Below are 17,523 nucleotides of genomic sequence, written 5' to 3'. Positions count from 1 at the left end.
GAACAATCCTCATCAGTAATAACGGGCGGCACTTTACCAGTTTAGCCAGGTGATTGCCTGACTCTATGAGAACGTCGGTCGGCCATTGGCAAAAAAAATACCGCCACCGCGAGCCGTGGCACGGCACAAGCCGCTATACCTTGGGGCATAATGCCGACACTTTCATGACCACTGAGGGATTTTCGTTGGTACCCCTCGCCTTTTTTCCCCTCGACTGCAGGGTTCCATTCCATATGATCAAATCGTTGCGTCCACTGCTGCTCGCCAGTGTCGTCTTGCCCCTGGCATTCCAGGCTTACGCCGCCCCGATCAACACCACCCTGACTCCCAAGGTCCAGCAAGCCCTCAAGGCCGCCAAGGTCCCGGACAACGCCCTGTCCCTGGTGATGCTGCCCCTCGATGGCCCAGGCACCCCGACCATCTTCAACGCCGACGTATCGGTCAACCCGGCCTCCACCATGAAGCTGGTGACCACCTACGCGGCCCTGGAAATGCTCGGTCCGACCCACCAGTGGAAGACCGAGTTCTACACCGACGGCACCCTCAGTGGTGGCATCCTCAACGGCAACCTGTACCTCAAGGGCGGCGGCGATCCCAAGCTGAACATGGAGAAGCTCTGGCTGCTGATGCGCGACCTGCGGGCCAACGGCGTGCAGCAGGTCACCGGCGACCTGGTCCTGGATCGCAACTATTTCGTCCAGCCGCAATTGCCGGAATTCGATGACGACGGCAAGGACGAGAACAAGCCGTTCCTGGTCAAGCCCGATGCCCTGATGGTCAACCTCAAGGCCCTGCGCTTCGTCGCCCGCAACGACTCCGGCCGGGTGCTGGTATCGGTGGAGCCGCCAATCGCCAAGATCCGCATCGACAACCAGGTCAAGGCCCTCAGCGGCAAGCAATGCACGGGCGATGTGCGCTACAACCCGGTGCCCCAGGCCGATGGCAGCGTGATCGTCACCGTCGGCGGCCAGCTGGGCGATGGCTGCAGCTCGCAGACCTACCTGTCGCTGCTGGACCATGCCACCTACACCGCCGGTGCGGTACGGGCGATCTGGAACGAACTGGGCGGCAGCATCCAGGGCAAGGATCGCCTGGCCGTGGTGCCCAAGGACGCCAAGGTCCTGGCCCGGGCCTTCTCCCCGGACCTGGCGGAGATCATCCGCGACATCAACAAGTACAGTAACAACACCATGGCCCAGCAGCTGTTCCTGAGCCTGGGGGCCAAGTATCGCAACGAAGCCGACGGCGACGACGCCAAGGCCGCGCAGCGGGTGGTGCGCCAGTGGCTGGCGAGAAAAGGCATCACCTCGCCACACCTGGTGATGGAGAACGGCTCCGGCCTGTCCCGGGCCGAGCGGGTCAGCGCTCGGGAGATGGCCGGCCTGCTGCAGGCGGCCTGGAAAAGCCCCTACGCTGCCGAGTTCATCAGCTCGATGCCTATCGCCGGAATGGACGGGACCATGCGCAAGCGCCTGAAGCGCACGGCCATGAGCGGCGAGGCGCACATCAAGACCGGCACCTTGAATACGGTTCGGGCCATCGCCGGCTACAGCCGCGACGACAACGGCAACACCTGGGCCGTGGTGGCGATCCTCAACGATCCGCAACCCTTCGGCGCATCCTCGGTGCTGGACCAGGTCCTGCTGGACCTCTATCGCCAGCCCAAACTGGCCGGTAGCGCGGCAACACGCTAGGCCCTGTTGCAGCGGTGGCCTCTGCGCCGCCGCTGCCGTTCACACCTGCTCGGGCTGCACCCGGTCGCGCCCGGCCTGCTTGGCGGCATAGACGCCAGAGTCGGCCCGCAGCAGCAAGCCATCCGCGCCCTCGCCCACGCGCCAGCTGGCAATGCCGAAGCTGGCGGTGACCCTGCCCACCGGTTCGATCGGCGCACCGCGCAAGCCCTGCCACAGCTCCTGGGCCAAAACCTGCGCCTGCCGGCCATTGGTGTCCGGGCACAGGAGCATGAATTCCTCGCCCCCCAGGCGGCAGAACACATCGGTGCGGCGCAAGCGCCGGCTGATGCGCTGGCACACCCCGCGCAACACCTGGTCGCCCACGGCATGGCCATAGCGGTCGTTGATCCGCTTGAAGTGGTCGATGTCCAGCATGATCACCGCCATCTCCCCGCCGCTGCGCTCCAGGCGCTGCATCTCATTCTGCAACTGCTCCTGGAAATAACGTCGGTTGTAGATACCGGTCAGGGCGTCGGTGACCGACAGCGCACGCAACTCTTCCTCGACCCGCTTGAGATCGGAAATATCCGAGATATAGCCGTGCCATAGCACCCCGCCACCGGGCTGGCTTTCCGGGCTGGCCGCGCCGCGCACCCAGCGCAGGCCACGCTCCGGCAGGCAGACCCGGTACTCTTCGCGCCAAGGGCTCAGGTGCTGCGCCGACACCTGGATCGACTGGCGTATCCGCTCCAGGTCCTCGGGATGAATGCGTTCGAACACCGGCGCGGCATCCTCTTGCAGTTGCTGCGGATCGATCTCGTAGATCTCCCGCAGCCCATCACTGGCATAGCTGAAGCTCATGTGCCCGTCGGCGTCGATCTTGAACTGGTAGATGCCGCCAGGAACATGGGCGCTGAGCCGCTTGAGCAAACGGTCACGGGCGGCCAGGGCCTCGTGCACGCGCTTGCGCTCGGTGATGTCGATGCAGATCGCCAGGTGGCCGATCCACAAGCCCTGGTCGTCGAGCACCGGGGTCGCCAGCATGTTCACCGGCAGGTGGCTGCCATCGCGACGCACCAGGGTCCACTCCCGGGCTTCCTGGCCACGCGTCGTGCCCTCTTCCACCAGCATCGCCTGGGACATCGGGATCGGCTTGCCATAGCGCTGGCTGAGGCTCTGGGCCCAGCTCTCCAGCTCCTTGGGCAAGTGCAGGCTCTCCAGGGTCAACACCCCCACCACTTCGCTGCTGCTGTAGCCGAGCATCTGCTCGGCCCCGGCGTTGAAGGTGGTGATGATCCCGCGCAGGTCGGTGGCGATGATCGCCACCTGGGTCGCGGCGTTGAGCACGCTACGCAGCTGGCTGTGGGTCCCGCGCAGTTCGTGTTCGCGACTGCGCAGCTCGGCGGTGCGCTGCTCCACCAGGGTCAGGGCCCGCCGGCGCTGGCTCACCAGCACATAGAGCAAGGCACTGAGCAACAGGCTCAAGAGACCGCCGAGAATCACCAGGCTGGCCAGGGAAAAATGGTTCGCATGCAAGAAGGCCGCCCCCGGCCGGACCTCCACCTGGTAATCGCGGTCCGCCAGGCGCAGCAAGCGGCTGGCATGCAGGTAGCCATTGATCGGCGGGTTGTTCGATTCGTAGAGCACCTCGTGCCGGCCTTCGCTGGACAGGTCGAGGATGCGCACCGAGAGATTGTCGCTGGCCGGGACCGACAACCCTTCGGCCACCAACTGCCGCAGACTGATCACCGCCAGTACGTAGCCGTCAGGCCGCGATTGCTGCTGACCACCGTGCACAGCGCGCCGGACCGGGGCCGCCATCACCACGCCGCGGGCATAGGCCGGGTCGACCGCCACCAGGTGCACCGGCGCCGATACCGCCATGCCGTCCAGCTCCCGCGCCCGTTCCAGGGTGGCCCGGCGCAGGGGCTGGGCCAGCAGATCGTAGCCCAGGGGCGAGCCCATCGGGCTCTGGGTCTGGCTGTACAACACCGGGGCATAGTCCTCGCGCTCGCCGGCCGGTTCCATTTGCCCGGCGCCATTGAGTTGCAGGATGGAGAAACCTGCCACGCCCTGGTCTCGCACCTCCTGCTCGAAGGCCGGACGCTGGGCACGACTGATCAGCGGCGCCCAGGCATAGGCCTGGGTACGACGCAACAGGGGTTTGGCATAGCCATCGAAATCCTGGCGACTCACCAGGTCGGAATTGACGAAGAAACGCCGCAGGCCATCCAGGCGTTGCTCCTGGTCCTGGAAGCGTTCCTCGATGCGGCTGTAGCGCTCGCTGGCCAGCAACTGGAAGCGCTGGCGCAACTGCTGCTTGTTGAGGTTGTAGGTGGACCAGGCCAGCAGGCCGGTCAGGATGCCACCGGCCAGCAGCACCAACAGGGCCACCAGCCAGGCGGAAACTTCTTCACTGATGAAACCCAGGATTTTCGGGCGTACCACATGCAACGGCATAAGTAGAACTCATCACGCCAGCGAGTTTGGGTGTCATTCGGACTTGCTGTGAGTTATAGCCATTAGCCATTAATTTGACCAGTATCAAGCCATTCCGAAGCCTGGAAATTCAGGCCTCGGTGGGCTTGTGCGGCCTTCAGCGAACGCTGATTTTCCAGGCGCGGTGAATCTTGCCGTTACGGGCGAAGTCCGGATCGATGGTGCTCGCGGTGATCTCCTCGACCTGGTAGCGCGCAACGAGATTCTCATCCAGCTGGAACTTGCGGAAGTTGTTGGAGAAATACAGCACGCCGCCCGGGGCCAGGCGCGCCAGGGCCAGGTCGAGCAACTGCACATGGTCACGTTGGACGTCGAACACCCCTTCCATGCGCTTGGAGTTGGAGAAGGTCGGCGGGTCGATGAAGATCAGGTCGAACTCGTCGCGGCAGGTTTCCAGCCAGGCCATCACGTCGCCCTGCTCCAGGCGGTTCTTGTCGGAAAAGCCATTGAGCGAGAAGTTGCGCCGCGCCCAGTCCAGGTAGGTTTTCGACAGGTCGACGCTGGTGGTGCTGCGCGCCCCGCCCTTGGCCGCATGCACGCTGGCGGTAGCGGTGTAGCAGAACAGGTTGAGGAAACGCTTGCCCGCCGCTTCCTTCTGGATGCGCATGCGCATCGGCCGGTGGTCCAGGAACAGCCCGGTATCCAGGTAGTCGGTGAGGTTCACCAGCAGCTTGACCCCGCCTTCGCGGACCTCGGTGAACTGCCCCTGGGCCCCCTGGCGCTCGTACTGGCGGGTGCCGCTCTGGCGCTCACGGCGCTTGATCAGCACACGGCTCTTGTCGACGTCGAGTGCCACGGGGATCGCCGCCAGGGCATCGAACAGCCGGGCCTGGGCTTTCTCCGGATCCACCGACTTGGGCGCCGCGTATTCCTGCACATGCACCCAATCCTGGTACAGGTCGATGGCCAGGGAGTATTCGGGCATGTCGGCATCGTAGACCCGGTAGCACTCCACACCCTCGCGCTTGGCCCACTTGCCAAGTTGCTTGAGATTCTTCTGCAGGCGGTTGGCGAACATCTGCCCGCCTTCGCTCAAGCGCGCCTGCTCCACCACCGGGGCCGGGGCTGGAGCCGGCTTGATCGGGTTGCCGTTCTTGTTGTACTGGCGCTCGACCGGCTCGGGCGTGGCCTGGGCCTGTTCGCGCTCCAGCTGGCGTTGCTCGGGTGTCCGGCGCTCGCCAGTGACGAACTGGTCCGGCTGCACCTTGATCAACAGCAACTTGCAAGGCAGGGCACCGTTCCAGAACGAGTACTGCTTGTGGCTGCGGATTCCCATGCGCTTGCCCAGCTCCGGGGCGCCGGTGAAGACCGCCGCCTCCCAGTTAAGGCAGGCCTGGCGCAGGCGCTCGCCCAGGTTCTGGTAGAGGTACAGCAGGCTTGCTTCGTCCCCCAGGCGCTCGCCGTAGGGTGGGTTGCTGATCACCAGGCCCTTCTGGTTCTGGTCCGGGCGCGGCTCGAAGGTCGCCACCTCGCCCTGGTAGATCTTGATCCAGTCGCTCAAGCCAGCACGCTCGACGTTGTTGCGACCCGGCTGGATCAGGCGCGGATCGGCTTCGTAGCCACGGATCCACAACGGCGGCCGGGCCAATCCGGCCTGGGCACGGGCCTGGGCCTCGTCGTGCAGCTTGCGCCACAGCGCCGGCACATGCCCCTGCCAGGCGGTGAAGCCCCAGCGCTCGCGCTTGAGGTTGGGGGCGATGTCAGCGGCGATCATCGCAGCCTCCACCAGGAAGGTCCCGACACCGCACATCGGGTCGGCCAGGGCCCCGCCTTCAGCGGCGATACGCGGCCAGCCGGCGCGGATCAGCACCGCCGCGGCGAGGTTTTCCTTGAGTGGCGCGGCGCCCTGCTGCAAGCGATAGCCACGCTGGTGCAGGCTGTGACCGGACAGGTCGAGGGAGAGAATGGCTTCGCCACGATCCAGGCGCAGGTGGATGCGCAGGTCCGGGTTGAGCTTGTCCACCGAGGGACGCTCGCCGGTTGGGGTCCGCAGCTTGTCGACGATGGCGTCCTTGACCTTCAAGGCGCCGAAGTGGGTGTTGTCGATGCCCGAGCCATGCCCGCTGAACTCCACCGCCAGGGTACCGTCGGCCAGCATGTGGTCCTGCCAATCGACATCCAGCACGCCCTGGTACAGGTCGTCGGCGTTCTTCATCGGGAAGCGCTTGAGGACCAGCAGGACCCGGTTGGCCAGGCGCGACCACAGGCACAGGCGATAGGCCGTCTCTATGTCGCCCATGCCGCGCACGGCGGAGGTGTGTTCGCGCGCTTGTTCAAGGCCAAGCCCGGTGGCTTCCTCGATCAGCAGGCCTTCTAGGCCTTTGGGACAGGTGAGGAAGAGTTCGTAGCGATCCGACATGGAGATACCAGGGCCTTAGGCAAATAAGTGAACGGACAACGCATCGCCCGCTCGGTTTTTAATCAAGCGCTTTTCTTCAAGAGCGCTCGTGTGGCACGCAACGTGCCGTCCCACCCCGGCGAGCAGGCTTTCTTGCAGGACAAAAGAGCTTAGAGACCGGGGCAGATGAAAAGTCAGGGCAACAAAATGACATAAGTCTACCCTTCGTCGAATAGTAGTTGAGTACAACCGTTCGACATTCTCACTAAAGCATTAACCTCATCATCTAGTAGAGGCCTGATCACAGCAGGCTTTGCTCCCGGGAGACCGTGCAAAAACCGCTCTGGCTTATGGCCTGGACAGCATTATGGTTACGTTCTTATGACAAAACGATCATTCACTTGCTGTGACCTATTGGTTAGAACTCAACACAGGTTTGGCGCCGCAACGGCGTCGACAGCAAGGCTCGCGACGCCGGCAGCGAGCACCAACGGCAGAACCGATCTGCCCGACCTCAATGAAGGTCGACGGGACATATACAGTCAACAAGTGAGGGAAACACCCTATGAGAAGACTAAAGCGTGATCCGTTGGAAAGAGCGTTTTTACGCGGATATCAGTATGGCGTTAATGGCAAGTCCCGTGAGCTTTGCCCATTTACTCTACCGTCAGTACGCCAAGCCTGGATCAACGGCTGGCGCGAAGGACGCGGCGACAACTGGGACGGTATGACAGGCACTGCGGGTATACACAGACTCAACGAACTTCGCGCTGTCGGCTGATCAGGGCACATTCCGACACCTAAAACTTGAATAGATAACGATTTAACCACGCGCGCCCCATCCGGGCGGCGGGCTTCGGCCCAGGGGCTCCTTCGAGGAGCCCTTTTTATTGCCGCCGCACTAGTCCGCCGATGCCTCAGCCCATGGCCGCGATGGCATCCACCGATTCGCGAATCAGCGCCGGCCCCCTGTAGATGAACCCCGAATACAACTGCACCAGGCTCGCGCCGGCGGCGATCTTCTCGGCCGCATGCTTGCCTTCGGTGATACCGCCCACCGCGATGATGGGCAGGCGACCGGCCAGCTCGGAAGCCAGGACCTTGACCGTATGGGTGCTCTTCTCCCGCACCGGCGCACCGGACAGGCCACCGGCCTCGTCGCCATGCTCCAGGCCTTCGACGCCTTCCCGGCTGAGGGTGGTGTTGGTGGCGATCACCGCATCCATGCCCGCCTCCAGCAGGGCTCGGGCCACTTCCACGGTTTCTTCATCGCTCATGTCCGGAGCGACCTTGATCGCCAGCGGCACGCGCTTGCCATGGATCGCGGTCAATTCCTCCTGGCGCCGGCCCAGGGCGGCCAGCAGCTGCTTGAGGGACTCGCCGAACTGCAGGCTGCGCAGGCCCGGGGTATTGGGCGAACTGACGTTGACCGTGATGTAGCTGGCCCGAGAATAGACCTTGTCCAGGCAGATCAGGTAGTCGTCCACCGCCCGCTCCACCGGGGTATCGAAGTTCTTGCCGATATTGATCCCCAATACGCCCCGGTACTTGGCGGCGGCGACCCGCGCCAGCAGGTTATCGACCCCCAGGTTGTTGAAACCCATGCGGTTGATGATGCCCTCGGCCTCCGGCAGGCGGAAGATCCGTGGCTTGGGGTTGCCTGGCTGCGGACGTGGGGTGACGGTGCCGATCTCGACGAAACCGAAACCCAGCTGGGAGAAGCCATCGATGGCCGCGCCGTTCTTGTCCAGGCCGGCGGCCAGCCCCACCGGGTTGGCGAACTCCAGGCCCATGACCGTCACCGGCTTTGATGCCGGGGCCTTGCACAGCAAGCCGTTGAGACCCAGACGCCCGCCCGCGCCGATCAGGTCCAGGGACAGATCGTGGGAGGTTTCCGGAGAGAGTTTGAACAGCAGCTGGCGGGCCAGGGTATACATGGGCGCGATGGACTCGGTGGACAGCGAAATGGGGCGGCGATTATAGCCGGGCCCGGGGCCCGCAGGCGAGGCGCATCGGCAAATCCGACAGCGCTGGCATATGCCTTGCGCCTGCTGCTTCGCCATCCTCCCGGGCCAAGGCCAGGTCCTTCACGCAAGGTAGCCCCATGACTGAATACCTCCGCCCAGCGCTGGCCTGGGTCAACGTTAGCGATGCTCCGAAGAAGCCCACGAAAAACTCAAGCTGGTGATGATCGACAATGGCATGGCCGAGGTCCGCTCTCTGGAGGAACTGCTCAAGCGGAGCGAGAAGCTCGACATCATCGCCTTCGATGCCGACTACAACCGTATCTCGCGGTCGCTGGTGCTGACCGGCGAACAGCAGTTCGAGGACATCACTCTCAGCGACCTTGGCCGGCCCCAGGAGCACGGCATCGAGGTGGGGTTGGTGAACGGCATGACCGCCGGCCTGGCCGGTGTCGCCAATTGCGCTATCTCCCTGAACTTGCGCGGCGTGACGTTATTCACCGCTCCTACCCAAGAGGACAGCCCGTTGGACTGGTAGGCGCTGGCCCAGGGCGGAAAGCCCCTGGTGACCTACATGGGAATGGCGAAACGGACAGAGATCGTCGAACAGTGGAGCGCCGCTGGCATGCCGGACCGGACGCCGGTGGCCATGATCGAGAACGCCTCGCCGCCACAGCAGCGGGAATGTCGCAGCGTGCAGGGGAATATGCGGCAGGATGTCCTGGGTTCCGGGCTCAAGAGCTCGACGATCCTGGCAATCGGCGAAATCGCGGCAACTGCCGGCGCCAGCACCACCCACCTGTTCCAGGCCTGAGGCCCAGGACAAAAATCCAGGCAAAGAAAAACCCGGCCTAGGCCGGGTTTTTCCAAGCTAACAGGCTAATTACTTAGCTTGAGCTTCTACCGAGGCTTCTACGCGACGGTTAACAGCACGACCAGCTTCAGTTGCGTTGTCGGCAACTGGACGGGACTCACCGTAACCAACGGACTGAACGCGCTCAGCGCCAACGCCGTACTGGTTAACCAGTACTTGCTTGACAGCGTTTGCACGACGCTCAGACAGCTTCTGGTTGTAAGCGTCAGGACCGACGGAGTCAGTGTGACCTTCAACAACGGTGGTGGTCTGTGGGTACTGCTTCATGAAGTCAGCCAGGTTCTTGATGTCAGCGTAGCTGTTAGGCTTGACGACCGACTTGTCGAAGTCGAACTTCACGTCCAGCTCAACACGTACGACTTCAGCAACTGGAGCTTCTGGAGCTGGCTCTGGAGCCGGAGCTGGAGCCACTGGAGCTGGAGCGACTTTACCGGCGTTGCCGCCGAAGTTCACACCCAGACCAACCAGGGCAGCGTAGTCCCACTTGCCGTTGTCCATGCCGTAGTCGGCTTCAACGCCAGCACGGGCGAACAGGTTGTCGGTGAAGTAGTACTTCACACCAGTACCGATGATGGCCTGGGTAGTCTTGTCGCGACCGCTGTGACCGTCAGCTTCTACGCTGCTACGGCTCTGGTGACCGAAACCACCGGAAACGTATGGACGCAGGGAGTCCACGCCAGCTTGGCCGAAGTGGTAGGTGGCCAGCAGGCTGGTGGTGTCACCCTTGATCTTCTGGTTGCCGGTACCGTCGTTGGAACGGGTGTGGTTGGTCTTGTCGTAGTTCAGGTCCAACGACAGGTCGTCGGTCAAGAAGTAACCAATACGGGCGCCTGGGTTGAAGCCATCTTCGATGTGCTTAACGCTGTCGTTGTACTGTTTTTTGTAAAACAGTTCACCCTCGACCGCGCCTTGGCCTTGCGCCAGAACGCCGAACGAAGTCACGGCAACAATAGAACCAATGGCAATGCCCAAGGTGTTTTTCAGTTTCATCCGTTAAATCCCCATCTGGTGATTGTAAAGCAGTCCCACATACCGGGGGACAACTCGGCGGTAAGTCTATCAGAACTCACCTAGACGTAAGAGATATTTGCGCCGAACTAAGTTTCAGCAATGCCTGCAAATTTCTCACGCAATTTATCAAGAGCACGTTTGTAACGCATTTTTGTAGCACTCAAACCCATATGCATGATGTCTGCGATCTCCTGGAACTCCAGCTCTGCGACAAAACGCAGCACCAGAATTTCCCGATCAATCGGGTTCACATGCACCAACCAGCGGTCAAGTCCGCCCTTCTCCTCAGGTTTCGGCGCCTTCTCTTCAGACGCTTCCTCGAGGGGATCAAGACTCAAAGCATCCATCAACCGCCGCTTGCGTCGCTCCTTGCGATACTGCGTGATGCATTCGTTGTACGTGATGCTGTATAGCCAGGTCTTGAACTTCGATTTGCCCTCAAAGTTCTTAAGGCCATACAGCACCTTCAACATCACTTCCTGACAGACATCATCGGCATCCCGATCGTTCCCCAGATAACGCGCACAAACATTAAATAGGGTTCGCTGGTAACGCCGCATCAACTCTTCATAGGCGCGTGTTACGTGGAACAGCTCCGTATGTGACCGCGCAACCAACTCCTCATCAGAGAGCTCGCGGGGGTCATAGCGCATGGATAGCGGTTGAGTTTTATTCAAAACGAGTCGTGCCGACAGTCAGGTCAGTGTCCACCGCAGCCCCGGTGAGGGGCATTTTGCGGCGGCATACATTAGCAGGGTGCCGGGTTAGCGGCTACTTACATGCTGCTCCAGCAGGATCCGATTGGAGAGAGAGACTAGCTCACCCTCATCGGTCAGCAATGTAGTTTTAACCGTGCCAATCTCCTCGATCTGGCCCTCAACCTCGCCAACACGCACTTGTTGACCCACCTGGTACAACTCACGCACATAGATTCCCGCAAGAATCTGACCGGCAATTTCCCGGCTTCCCAATCCCATCGCCAGCGCAACTGCCAGACCAACGGTAATCAAAACGATCACGATCACGTGGTTGAGCAGGTCGGTCTTGACCTCCAACTGGCTGATCGCCACGGAAATACTGATGATGATCACCAATCCCTGAGCGATCCGCCCCACGCCGCTGGCGTATTCCAGCCCCACGCCTTCCGCCGCGCCCCGCACCAGCCCATTGGCCAGCTGCGCCAGCAGAACCCCCACCAACAGCACCAGCGCAGCGCCGAAAACCTTCGGCAAATACAACGCAAGCATGTCGAGCGTAGCCGAAACTCGCTCAAGGCCAAGGGATTCAGCAGCAGAAACCAGAAAAATAAGCAGGACGAACCAGTAGACGATCTTGCCGATCAGGGTCGAGATGGGGACTTGCAAGCCCGCACGAGACAGCAACTTGGTCAAGCCGGTGCCCCCCATGAGGCGATCCAGGCCCAGCTTGGCCAACAATTTGGAGAGCAGGGTATCGAGCAGCTTCGCCACCACGAAACCCAGCAACAGCACCACCAATGCGCCGAACAGGTTCGGAATGAAGTTCGCCACCTTGGTCCACAAGGCGGTCATCGCTGTGACGAGGCTCTGCGTCCAGAGATCAAGTTCCATATTCAATCAGCCTTATCAGCAGTGCGAGCAGTAGATTTAAGACGAGAAACCGGCGCGACATGGGCCGATCCGTTATTCAGGGCGATCATCAAGGCCGGCAACCAGCGGCCCAGCAGGCTGAACAGGTCACCTGCCCCCACTTGGCGGTTGGCGGTTTTCAATACGCGGCCCAGGCAGGCGTCGTCATCGCGGCTGGATGGCGAGGCCTTGAGCATGTCACGCAGCGACTCTTCAAACGGATCGTGCATAAGCACCTCTGGTGATGTTTGAAAAAGACGCGATCAGATCTATTCGGGTCACACGAAGCCTCTTCATACCCAACGCAAACGCCGGAATAACCACCATTGGCCCAACGCCACCGCTACCAGCAACAGGCAGGCGATGATGAAGCCATAAGGACTGGCAGAAAATGGGATACCTCCGACGTTGATCCCCAGGAGACCGGTGAGAAAGCTCATCGGCAGGAAGATCCCGGTAATGATGCCGAAGCGGTACATGGTGCGATTCATGCGTACGCTCAAACGCCGATCCTCGGCCTCGAGCACAAGCCCCACGCGCTCCCTGGCCAGCTCCAGTTCCTCCAGGTAGCGGGTCAGGCTGTTGTGCAATTCATTCCAATAGTCACCATCGTCGGCCGCGAACCAGGGCAATTTTATCCGGCTCAACTGCGCGAAGATGTCCCGTTGCGGAGCCAGGAAGCGCTTCAACCCGGCAGCCCGACGACGAATCTGCAGGATGCTGCCGTGCTCGGGAGTGTACCGTTCGTCGGCATCCAGTTTTTCTTCTTCGTCATCGACCACTTCAGCGAGATCGCTGACCAGGTTCTGCACCTTATGGGTCAAGTATTCGGCCATGTAGAGCAGCAATTCGGCGGCGCTTTTCGGGCCATTGCCCTCGCTCAACTGCACCAATAGCTCGTCGGTGGCTCGTAAGGGACGCAAACGCAGCGAGATCACCCGCTGCGCGCTGGCGAAGATCCGCACCGAGACCATGTCTTCAGGCTCGGCTCCCGGATTGAGATTGATGCCACGCAAGAACAGCAGCAGCTCCGAATCAGGCAGCGCCAGCAGGCGTGGCCGGGTATTTTCTTCCAGCAGCAAGTCGCAACTGAACTCGCTCAAGCCGCTGGAGCGACGCAACCAGGTCTGGGTCTGCGGATGGCTGCGATCCCAATGCAACCACAGGCTCTCATGGGCCTGCAGTTGCAAGTCGTCGAGCTCAGTCCGGGCAATCGAACGCGCACCGCCTTGACCATCCAATACCAGGGCATGCACCAGCCCCCACTGCGCGTTTTCTTCCTCGAACATCCTCACCCCTTGTCTGGACGCTTGGTCATTCAGGCATTTTCAGCGGGCTAGGCGAAACGATCACGCCATTGTTGTCGGCGTAAACATATTCACCCGGACGGAAGGTCACCCCGGCAAAGGTCACGGCCACATTGAGGTCGCCGATACCGCGCTTGTCGGTCTTCATCGGATGGCTGGCCAGGGCCTGGACGCCAAGGTCAGTCTGGGCGATGACATCCACGTCGCGGATGCAACCGTAGACCACCAGGCCTTCCCAGCCATTCCTGGCTGCCTTCTCGGCCAGCATGTCCCCCAACAGGGCGCGTCGCAAGGAACCGCCACCGTCGACCACCAGCACCTTGCCATGCCCCTTGAGCTCGACTTGCTCCTTGACCAGCGAGTTGTCTTCGAAACACTTGATGGTGACGATTTCACCACCGAAGGAATCGCGCCCGCCAAAGTTGCTGAACATGGGCTCGACCACCTGCACCAGGTCCGGGTAGGCGTCGCACAGATCGGGAGTTAGGTAATGGTTCATCGAGAAGCTCCTGTAGCAGAAAGAACACGATCGACGGTGTCGGCCGTTCCGGGGCCAGCCATGAAAATACGAGCCCAATCGGCAGCTGTTTAGCCTACTGCACTCGGGCTGCCCACCAATCTGGCGGGGCATTTTTGCAAGACTGCCGGCAGAACGGAAAGCCGACTCAATAACTGAATGTGACCAAAACAGCTCAGCGCGTCATATCTTAGCCGCAAGCGCCATCGAGCGAAATGACCTTGTCAGAGCCTCTGCATCAAGCCGTCGCCATCTGCTCGGTGGCGCAAACCAGCAACGGCGCCTGCTGATCCCTGAGCCAGCGAGCCACCATCGGCCAGACCTCGGCCTGCGCCGGCTTGCTCACCAGCATCTCGACATGGCCGAAATTACCGCTGAAACCCTGTTCACGCCCCAGGCAGACGAATTGCTTGTGCTCGCTGCCCAGTTGATCGAACAGCTTGCGGCACGCCCAAGTCGGATCCTGGTGGTCGCCAGCGGCGCTGACCGCCAGGGCCGGCACGCCGACCTCCGTCAGGCCGGCCCACCAATCCTTGTCGGCATCACCGAAACGCCCGAACAGACCATGCCAGCGCATGCTCTCCAGGGCCAGGCCAATGGGCTCGTCCTCCGGGCCACGCTTGAGCCGGGAACCGGACAATTGGGCAAACCGCTTGATGAACAGGCGCCCGCTCCACTCCACCAAGGGAATCTTCAACGGCCAGTAGATACGGCTGACCTGGGTGCCGAAGAACGCCGCCGAGGCCACCCCCGCGTCGCCCAAATACTGGCCGCCCAGCGCCGCGGCCAAGGTGGTGCCACCCAGGGAATGGCCGATCCAGTGGGGAGCCTGCCCACTGAGTTCACGAACGAAGGCCGCGATGGCCGGCAGGTCGTAGCGCGCGTAGTCCGCCACCCGGTTGTTGCGGTACTGGGCATTGCGGCGCGACAGGCCATGGCCGCGCATTTCCGGGATCCACACATCGAAACCGGCCCGTGCCAGGTAGGCCCCGAGGCCAACGCCCTTGGGCGAGTACCAGAAGCGCCGGTTGGAAAAGCTGCCGTGCAACAGGACCACGGGCACGCCTTGGGCTCCAGGTGCATCGGCCAGCCCCAGGCGCGTCACGGCCAGCTCCACCGAAGGATCGGGGCTGTTGCCAGGTTTCAAGCGATAGACATCTTCGCTGAGGTCGCCTCGACGCTCGGCGCTGATCAAGGCGACAGGAAATAGGTTGCTGCTGCTTTGCATATTCTTTCTTGCACAAAAAAGGGCGGCATCCGGAAGAGGCGCGCCCTGCTTGAATCTGCAAGGCCCGGCCAGTCGCTGGCCGGGCCTGCACTCACCGATTATGCGGCGCCCTGGCCCTCGGCCAGGAAGAACCAGGTCTCGAGTACCGAGTCCGGGTTCAGCGAAACGCTTTCGATGCCCTGCTCCATCAGCCACTTGGCCAGGTCAGGGTGGTCCGAAGGGCCCTGGCCGCAGATACCGATGTACTTGCCAGCCTTGTTGCAGGCCGCAATGGCGTTGGCCAGCAGTTTCTTGACCGCCGGATTACGCTCGTCGAACAGGTGGGCGATGATGCCGGAGTCACGGTCCAGGCCCAGGGTCAGCTGGGTCAGGTCGTTGGAGCCGATGGAGAAGCCATCGAAGTACTCCAGGAACTCCTCGGCCAGGATCGCGTTGGACGGCAGTTCGCACATCATGATCACGCGCAGGCCATTCTCGCCCCGCTTGAGACCGTTTTCCGCGAGCAGATCAACCACTTGGCTGGCTTCGCCGAGGGTCCGCACGAAGGGCACCATGATCTCGACGTTGGTCAGGCCCATCTCGTTGCGCACGCGCTTGAGGGCACGGCACTCGAGCTCGAAGCAATCGCGGAAGGATTCGCTGATGTAGCGCGACGCCCCGCGGAAGCCCAGCATCGGGTTTTCTTCTTCCGGCTCGTAGAGCTTGCCGCCGATCAGGTTGGCGTATTCGTTGGACTTGAAGTCCGACAGGCGCACGATGACCTTCTTCGGGGTGAATGCCGCGGCCAGGGTGCTGATGCCCTCGACCAGCTTGTCGACGTAGAAGTCCACCGGATCGTGGTAGCCGGCGACACGCTTGTCGACGCTGTCCTTGATGTCCTGTGGCAGGCCCGCGTAGTTCAGCAGCGCCTTGGGGTGCACGCCGATCATGCGGTTGATGATGAATTCCAGGCGGGCCAGGCCCACACCGGCGTTCGGCAGCTGGGCGAAGTCGAAGGCGCGGTCCGGGTTGCCGACGTTCATCATGATCTTGAACGGCAGCTCCGGCATGGCGTCCACGGAGTTCTGCTTGACGTCGAAGCCCAGCTCGCCCTCGAAGATCAAGCCGGTGTCGCCTTCGGCGCAGGATACGGTCACGCCCTGGCCATCCTTGAGCAGCTCGGTAGCGTTGCCGCAGCCCACTACCGCCGGAATGCCCAGTTCACGGGCGATGATCGCCGCATGGCAGGTACGGCCGCCGCGATTGGTGACGATGGCGCTGGCGCGCTTCATCACCGGCTCCCAATCCGGGTCGGTCATGTCGGAAACCAGCACGTCGCCGGCCTGGACCTTGTCCATCTCCGACACGTCCTTGATGATCCGCACCTTGCCGGCGCCGATGCGCTGGCCGATGGCACGGCCTTCCACCAGGACAGTGCCTTTTTCCTTGAGCAGGTAGCGCTCCATCACGTTGGCCTGGGTACGGCTCTTCACGGTTTCCGGGCGGGCCTGCACGATGTACAGCTTGCCGTCGTCACCGTCCTTGGCCCATTCGATGTCCATCGGGCACTGGTAGTGCTTCTCGATGATCATCGCCTGCTTGGCCAGCTCGCTGACCTCGGCGTCGGTCAGGCAGAAACGTGCGCGATCGGCCTTGTCCACGTCCACGGTCTTCACCGAGCGACCGGCCTTGGCTTCGTCGCCGTAGATCATCTTGATCGCCTTGCTGCCCAGGTTGCGACGCAGGATCGCGGGACGGCCGGCGGCCAGGGTGTTCTTGTGGACGTAGAACTCGTCAGGGTTGACGGCGCCCTGCACCACGGTTTCGCCCAGGCCGTAGGCGCCGGTGATGAACACCACGTCACGGAAGCCCGACTCGGTGTCCAGGGTGAACATCACCCCGGCGGTACCGGTTTCCGAACGGACCATGCGCTGCACACCGGCGGACAGGGCCACCAGCTTGTGGTCGAAGCCCTGGTGCACGCGATAGGAAATGGCGCGGTCGTTGAACAACGAGGCGAACACTTCCTTGGCGGCGCGGATCACGTTGTCCACGCCACGGATGTTGAGGAAGGTCTCTTGCTGGCCGGCGAAGGAGGCATCCGGCAGGTCTTCGGCGGTAGCCGAGGAGCGCACGGCCACGGCCATCTCGGGGTTGCCCGCCGACAGCGCGGCGAAGGCCTTGCGGATTTCCGCGTCGAGGCGCTCGGGGAACTCGGCGTCCATGATCCATTGGCGGATCTGTGCGCCGGTCTTGGCCAGGGCATTCACGTCATCGACATCCAGCGCGTCGAGCGCGGCATGGATCTGGTCGTTCAGACCGCTCAGCTCGAGAAAGTCCCGATATGCCTGGGCGGTCGTGGCGAAGCCACCCGGGACCGAGACGCCGGCACCCGCGAGGTTACTGATCATCTCGCCCAGGGATGCGTTCTTGCCCCCCACATGCTCAACATCGTGTTTGCCGAGCTTATCGAGGGAAACTACGTACTCTACCAAGGTGATCTCTCCACTAACTGTGTTGGAAAAG

At 62.1% G+C, this 17,523-nt stretch carries 13 protein-coding genes and 1 pseudogene; 3 read left to right on the top strand and 11 right to left on the bottom strand.

The features are described from left to right. Positions 1-233: 233 nt before the first annotated feature. The gene (gene dacB / locus H7A76_RS17055; RefSeq protein ID WP_185699583.1) at positions 234-1,694 is read left to right on the top strand and encodes a D-alanyl-D-alanine carboxypeptidase/D-alanyl-D-alanine-endopeptidase; all 1,461 of its coding nucleotides are present in this window, start codon (positions 234-236) and stop codon (positions 1,692-1,694) included. 39 nt (positions 1,695-1,733) lie between these two features. Here dacB and H7A76_RS17050 read toward each other — a convergent pair whose 3' ends face one another. Then, complete coding sequence (locus H7A76_RS17050) at positions 1,734-4,133, bottom strand: diguanylate cyclase (RefSeq protein WP_185699582.1); 2,400 nt, start codon at positions 4,131-4,133, stop codon at positions 1,734-1,736. 136 nt (positions 4,134-4,269) lie between these two features. Further along, on the bottom strand, positions 4,270-6,531 hold the full coding sequence (gene rlmKL, locus H7A76_RS17045; protein ID WP_185699581.1) for a bifunctional 23S rRNA (guanine(2069)-N(7))-methyltransferase RlmK/23S rRNA (guanine(2445)-N(2))-methyltransferase RlmL: 2,262 nt from the start codon (positions 6,529-6,531) through the stop codon (positions 4,270-4,272). Positions 6,532-7,075: 544 nt separating this feature from the next. On the opposite strand from rlmKL, the gene rmf reads away from it, so the two are divergent. Then, on the top strand, positions 7,076-7,291 hold the full coding sequence (gene rmf / locus H7A76_RS17040; RefSeq protein ID WP_016965693.1) for a ribosome modulation factor: 216 nt from the start codon (positions 7,076-7,078) through the stop codon (positions 7,289-7,291). 136 nt (positions 7,292-7,427) lie between these two features. Here rmf and H7A76_RS17035 read toward each other — a convergent pair whose 3' ends face one another. Next, the gene (locus tag H7A76_RS17035) at positions 7,428-8,447 is read right to left on the bottom strand and encodes a quinone-dependent dihydroorotate dehydrogenase (RefSeq protein ID WP_185699580.1); all 1,020 of its coding nucleotides are present in this window, start codon (positions 8,445-8,447) and stop codon (positions 7,428-7,430) included. Positions 8,448-8,868: 421 nt separating this feature from the next. Here H7A76_RS17035 and H7A76_RS32375 point away from each other — a divergent pair. Beyond that, positions 8,869-9,288, top strand: a pseudogene (locus H7A76_RS32375) (SAM-dependent methyltransferase); the annotation flags it as partial. 69 nt (positions 9,289-9,357) lie between these two features. Here the strand turns inward: H7A76_RS32375 and H7A76_RS17020 are convergent. From H7A76_RS17020 to ppsA, 8 genes are all read right to left on the bottom strand, one after another. After that, positions 9,358-10,338: an OmpA family protein gene (locus tag H7A76_RS17020; protein ID WP_185699577.1), complete on the bottom strand. Its 981-nt coding sequence runs from the start codon at positions 10,336-10,338 to the stop codon at positions 9,358-9,360. 107 nt (positions 10,339-10,445) lie between these two features. After that, complete coding sequence (gene sigX, locus H7A76_RS17015) at positions 10,446-11,036, bottom strand: RNA polymerase sigma factor SigX (RefSeq protein WP_185699576.1); 591 nt, start codon at positions 11,034-11,036, stop codon at positions 10,446-10,448. Between the two features lie 87 nt (positions 11,037-11,123). Then, on the bottom strand, positions 11,124-11,948 hold the full coding sequence (locus H7A76_RS17010) for a mechanosensitive ion channel family protein (protein ID WP_022643246.1): 825 nt from the start codon (positions 11,946-11,948) through the stop codon (positions 11,124-11,126). A gap of 2 nt (positions 11,949-11,950) precedes the next feature. After that, positions 11,951-12,196: a CrfX protein gene (locus tag H7A76_RS17005; protein ID WP_185699575.1), complete on the bottom strand. Its 246-nt coding sequence runs from the start codon at positions 12,194-12,196 to the stop codon at positions 11,951-11,953. Between the two features lie 63 nt (positions 12,197-12,259). Further along, positions 12,260-13,255 (bottom strand): zinc transporter ZntB, encoded by a 996-nt coding sequence (locus H7A76_RS17000; protein WP_185699574.1) that lies wholly within the window; start codon positions 13,253-13,255, stop codon positions 12,260-12,262. 25 nt (positions 13,256-13,280) lie between these two features. Continuing rightward, complete coding sequence (rraA, locus tag H7A76_RS16995) at positions 13,281-13,772, bottom strand: ribonuclease E activity regulator RraA (RefSeq protein WP_185699573.1); 492 nt, start codon at positions 13,770-13,772, stop codon at positions 13,281-13,283. A gap of 256 nt (positions 13,773-14,028) precedes the next feature. Beyond that, a complete protein-coding gene (locus H7A76_RS16990) occupies positions 14,029-15,018 on the bottom strand; it encodes an alpha/beta fold hydrolase (protein WP_185699572.1) in 990 nt (329 codons plus the stop codon). Between the two features lie 98 nt (positions 15,019-15,116). Beyond that, complete coding sequence (gene ppsA / locus H7A76_RS16985) at positions 15,117-17,492, bottom strand: phosphoenolpyruvate synthase (protein ID WP_185699571.1); 2,376 nt, start codon at positions 17,490-17,492, stop codon at positions 15,117-15,119. Positions 17,493-17,523: the final 31 nt, after the last annotated feature.

Origin of the sequence: Pseudomonas sp. MSSRFD41 (genome assembly GCF_014230245.1) — a bacterium.
In the GTDB taxonomy this organism is placed as follows: domain Bacteria; phylum Pseudomonadota; class Gammaproteobacteria; order Pseudomonadales; family Pseudomonadaceae; genus Aquipseudomonas; species Aquipseudomonas piscis.
This window is presented reverse-complemented; position numbering and strand designations above follow the sequence as displayed.

What these genes read in the sequence shown, in the direction of transcription:
- H7A76_RS17010 (WP_022643246.1), bottom strand. Translation starts at nt 11,948, where the DNA reads ATGGAACTTGATCTCTGGACGCAGAGCCTCGTCACAGCGATGACCGCC.
- H7A76_RS17020 (WP_185699577.1), bottom strand. Translation starts at nt 10,338, where the DNA reads ATGAAACTGAAAAACACCTTGGGCATTGCCATTGGTTCTATTGTTGCC.
- dacB (WP_185699583.1), top strand. Translation starts at nt 234, where the DNA reads ATGATCAAATCGTTGCGTCCACTGCTGCTCGCCAGTGTCGTCTTGCCC.
- rraA (WP_185699573.1), bottom strand. Translation starts at nt 13,772, where the DNA reads ATGAACCATTACCTAACTCCCGATCTGTGCGACGCCTACCCGGACCTG.
- H7A76_RS17005 (WP_185699575.1), bottom strand. Translation starts at nt 12,196, where the DNA reads ATGCACGATCCGTTTGAAGAGTCGCTGCGTGACATGCTCAAGGCCTCG.
- H7A76_RS17035 (WP_185699580.1), bottom strand. Translation starts at nt 8,447, where the DNA reads ATGTATACCCTGGCCCGCCAGCTGCTGTTCAAACTCTCTCCGGAAACC.
- rmf (WP_016965693.1), top strand. Translation starts at nt 7,076, where the DNA reads ATGAGAAGACTAAAGCGTGATCCGTTGGAAAGAGCGTTTTTACGCGGA.
- H7A76_RS17050 (WP_185699582.1), bottom strand. Translation starts at nt 4,133, where the DNA reads ATGCCGTTGCATGTGGTACGCCCGAAAATCCTGGGTTTCATCAGTGAA.
- rlmKL (WP_185699581.1), bottom strand. Translation starts at nt 6,531, where the DNA reads ATGTCGGATCGCTACGAACTCTTCCTCACCTGTCCCAAAGGCCTAGAA.
- H7A76_RS16990 (WP_185699572.1), bottom strand. Translation starts at nt 15,018, where the DNA reads ATGCAAAGCAGCAGCAACCTATTTCCTGTCGCCTTGATCAGCGCCGAG.
- H7A76_RS17000 (WP_185699574.1), bottom strand. Translation starts at nt 13,255, where the DNA reads ATGTTCGAGGAAGAAAACGCGCAGTGGGGGCTGGTGCATGCCCTGGTA.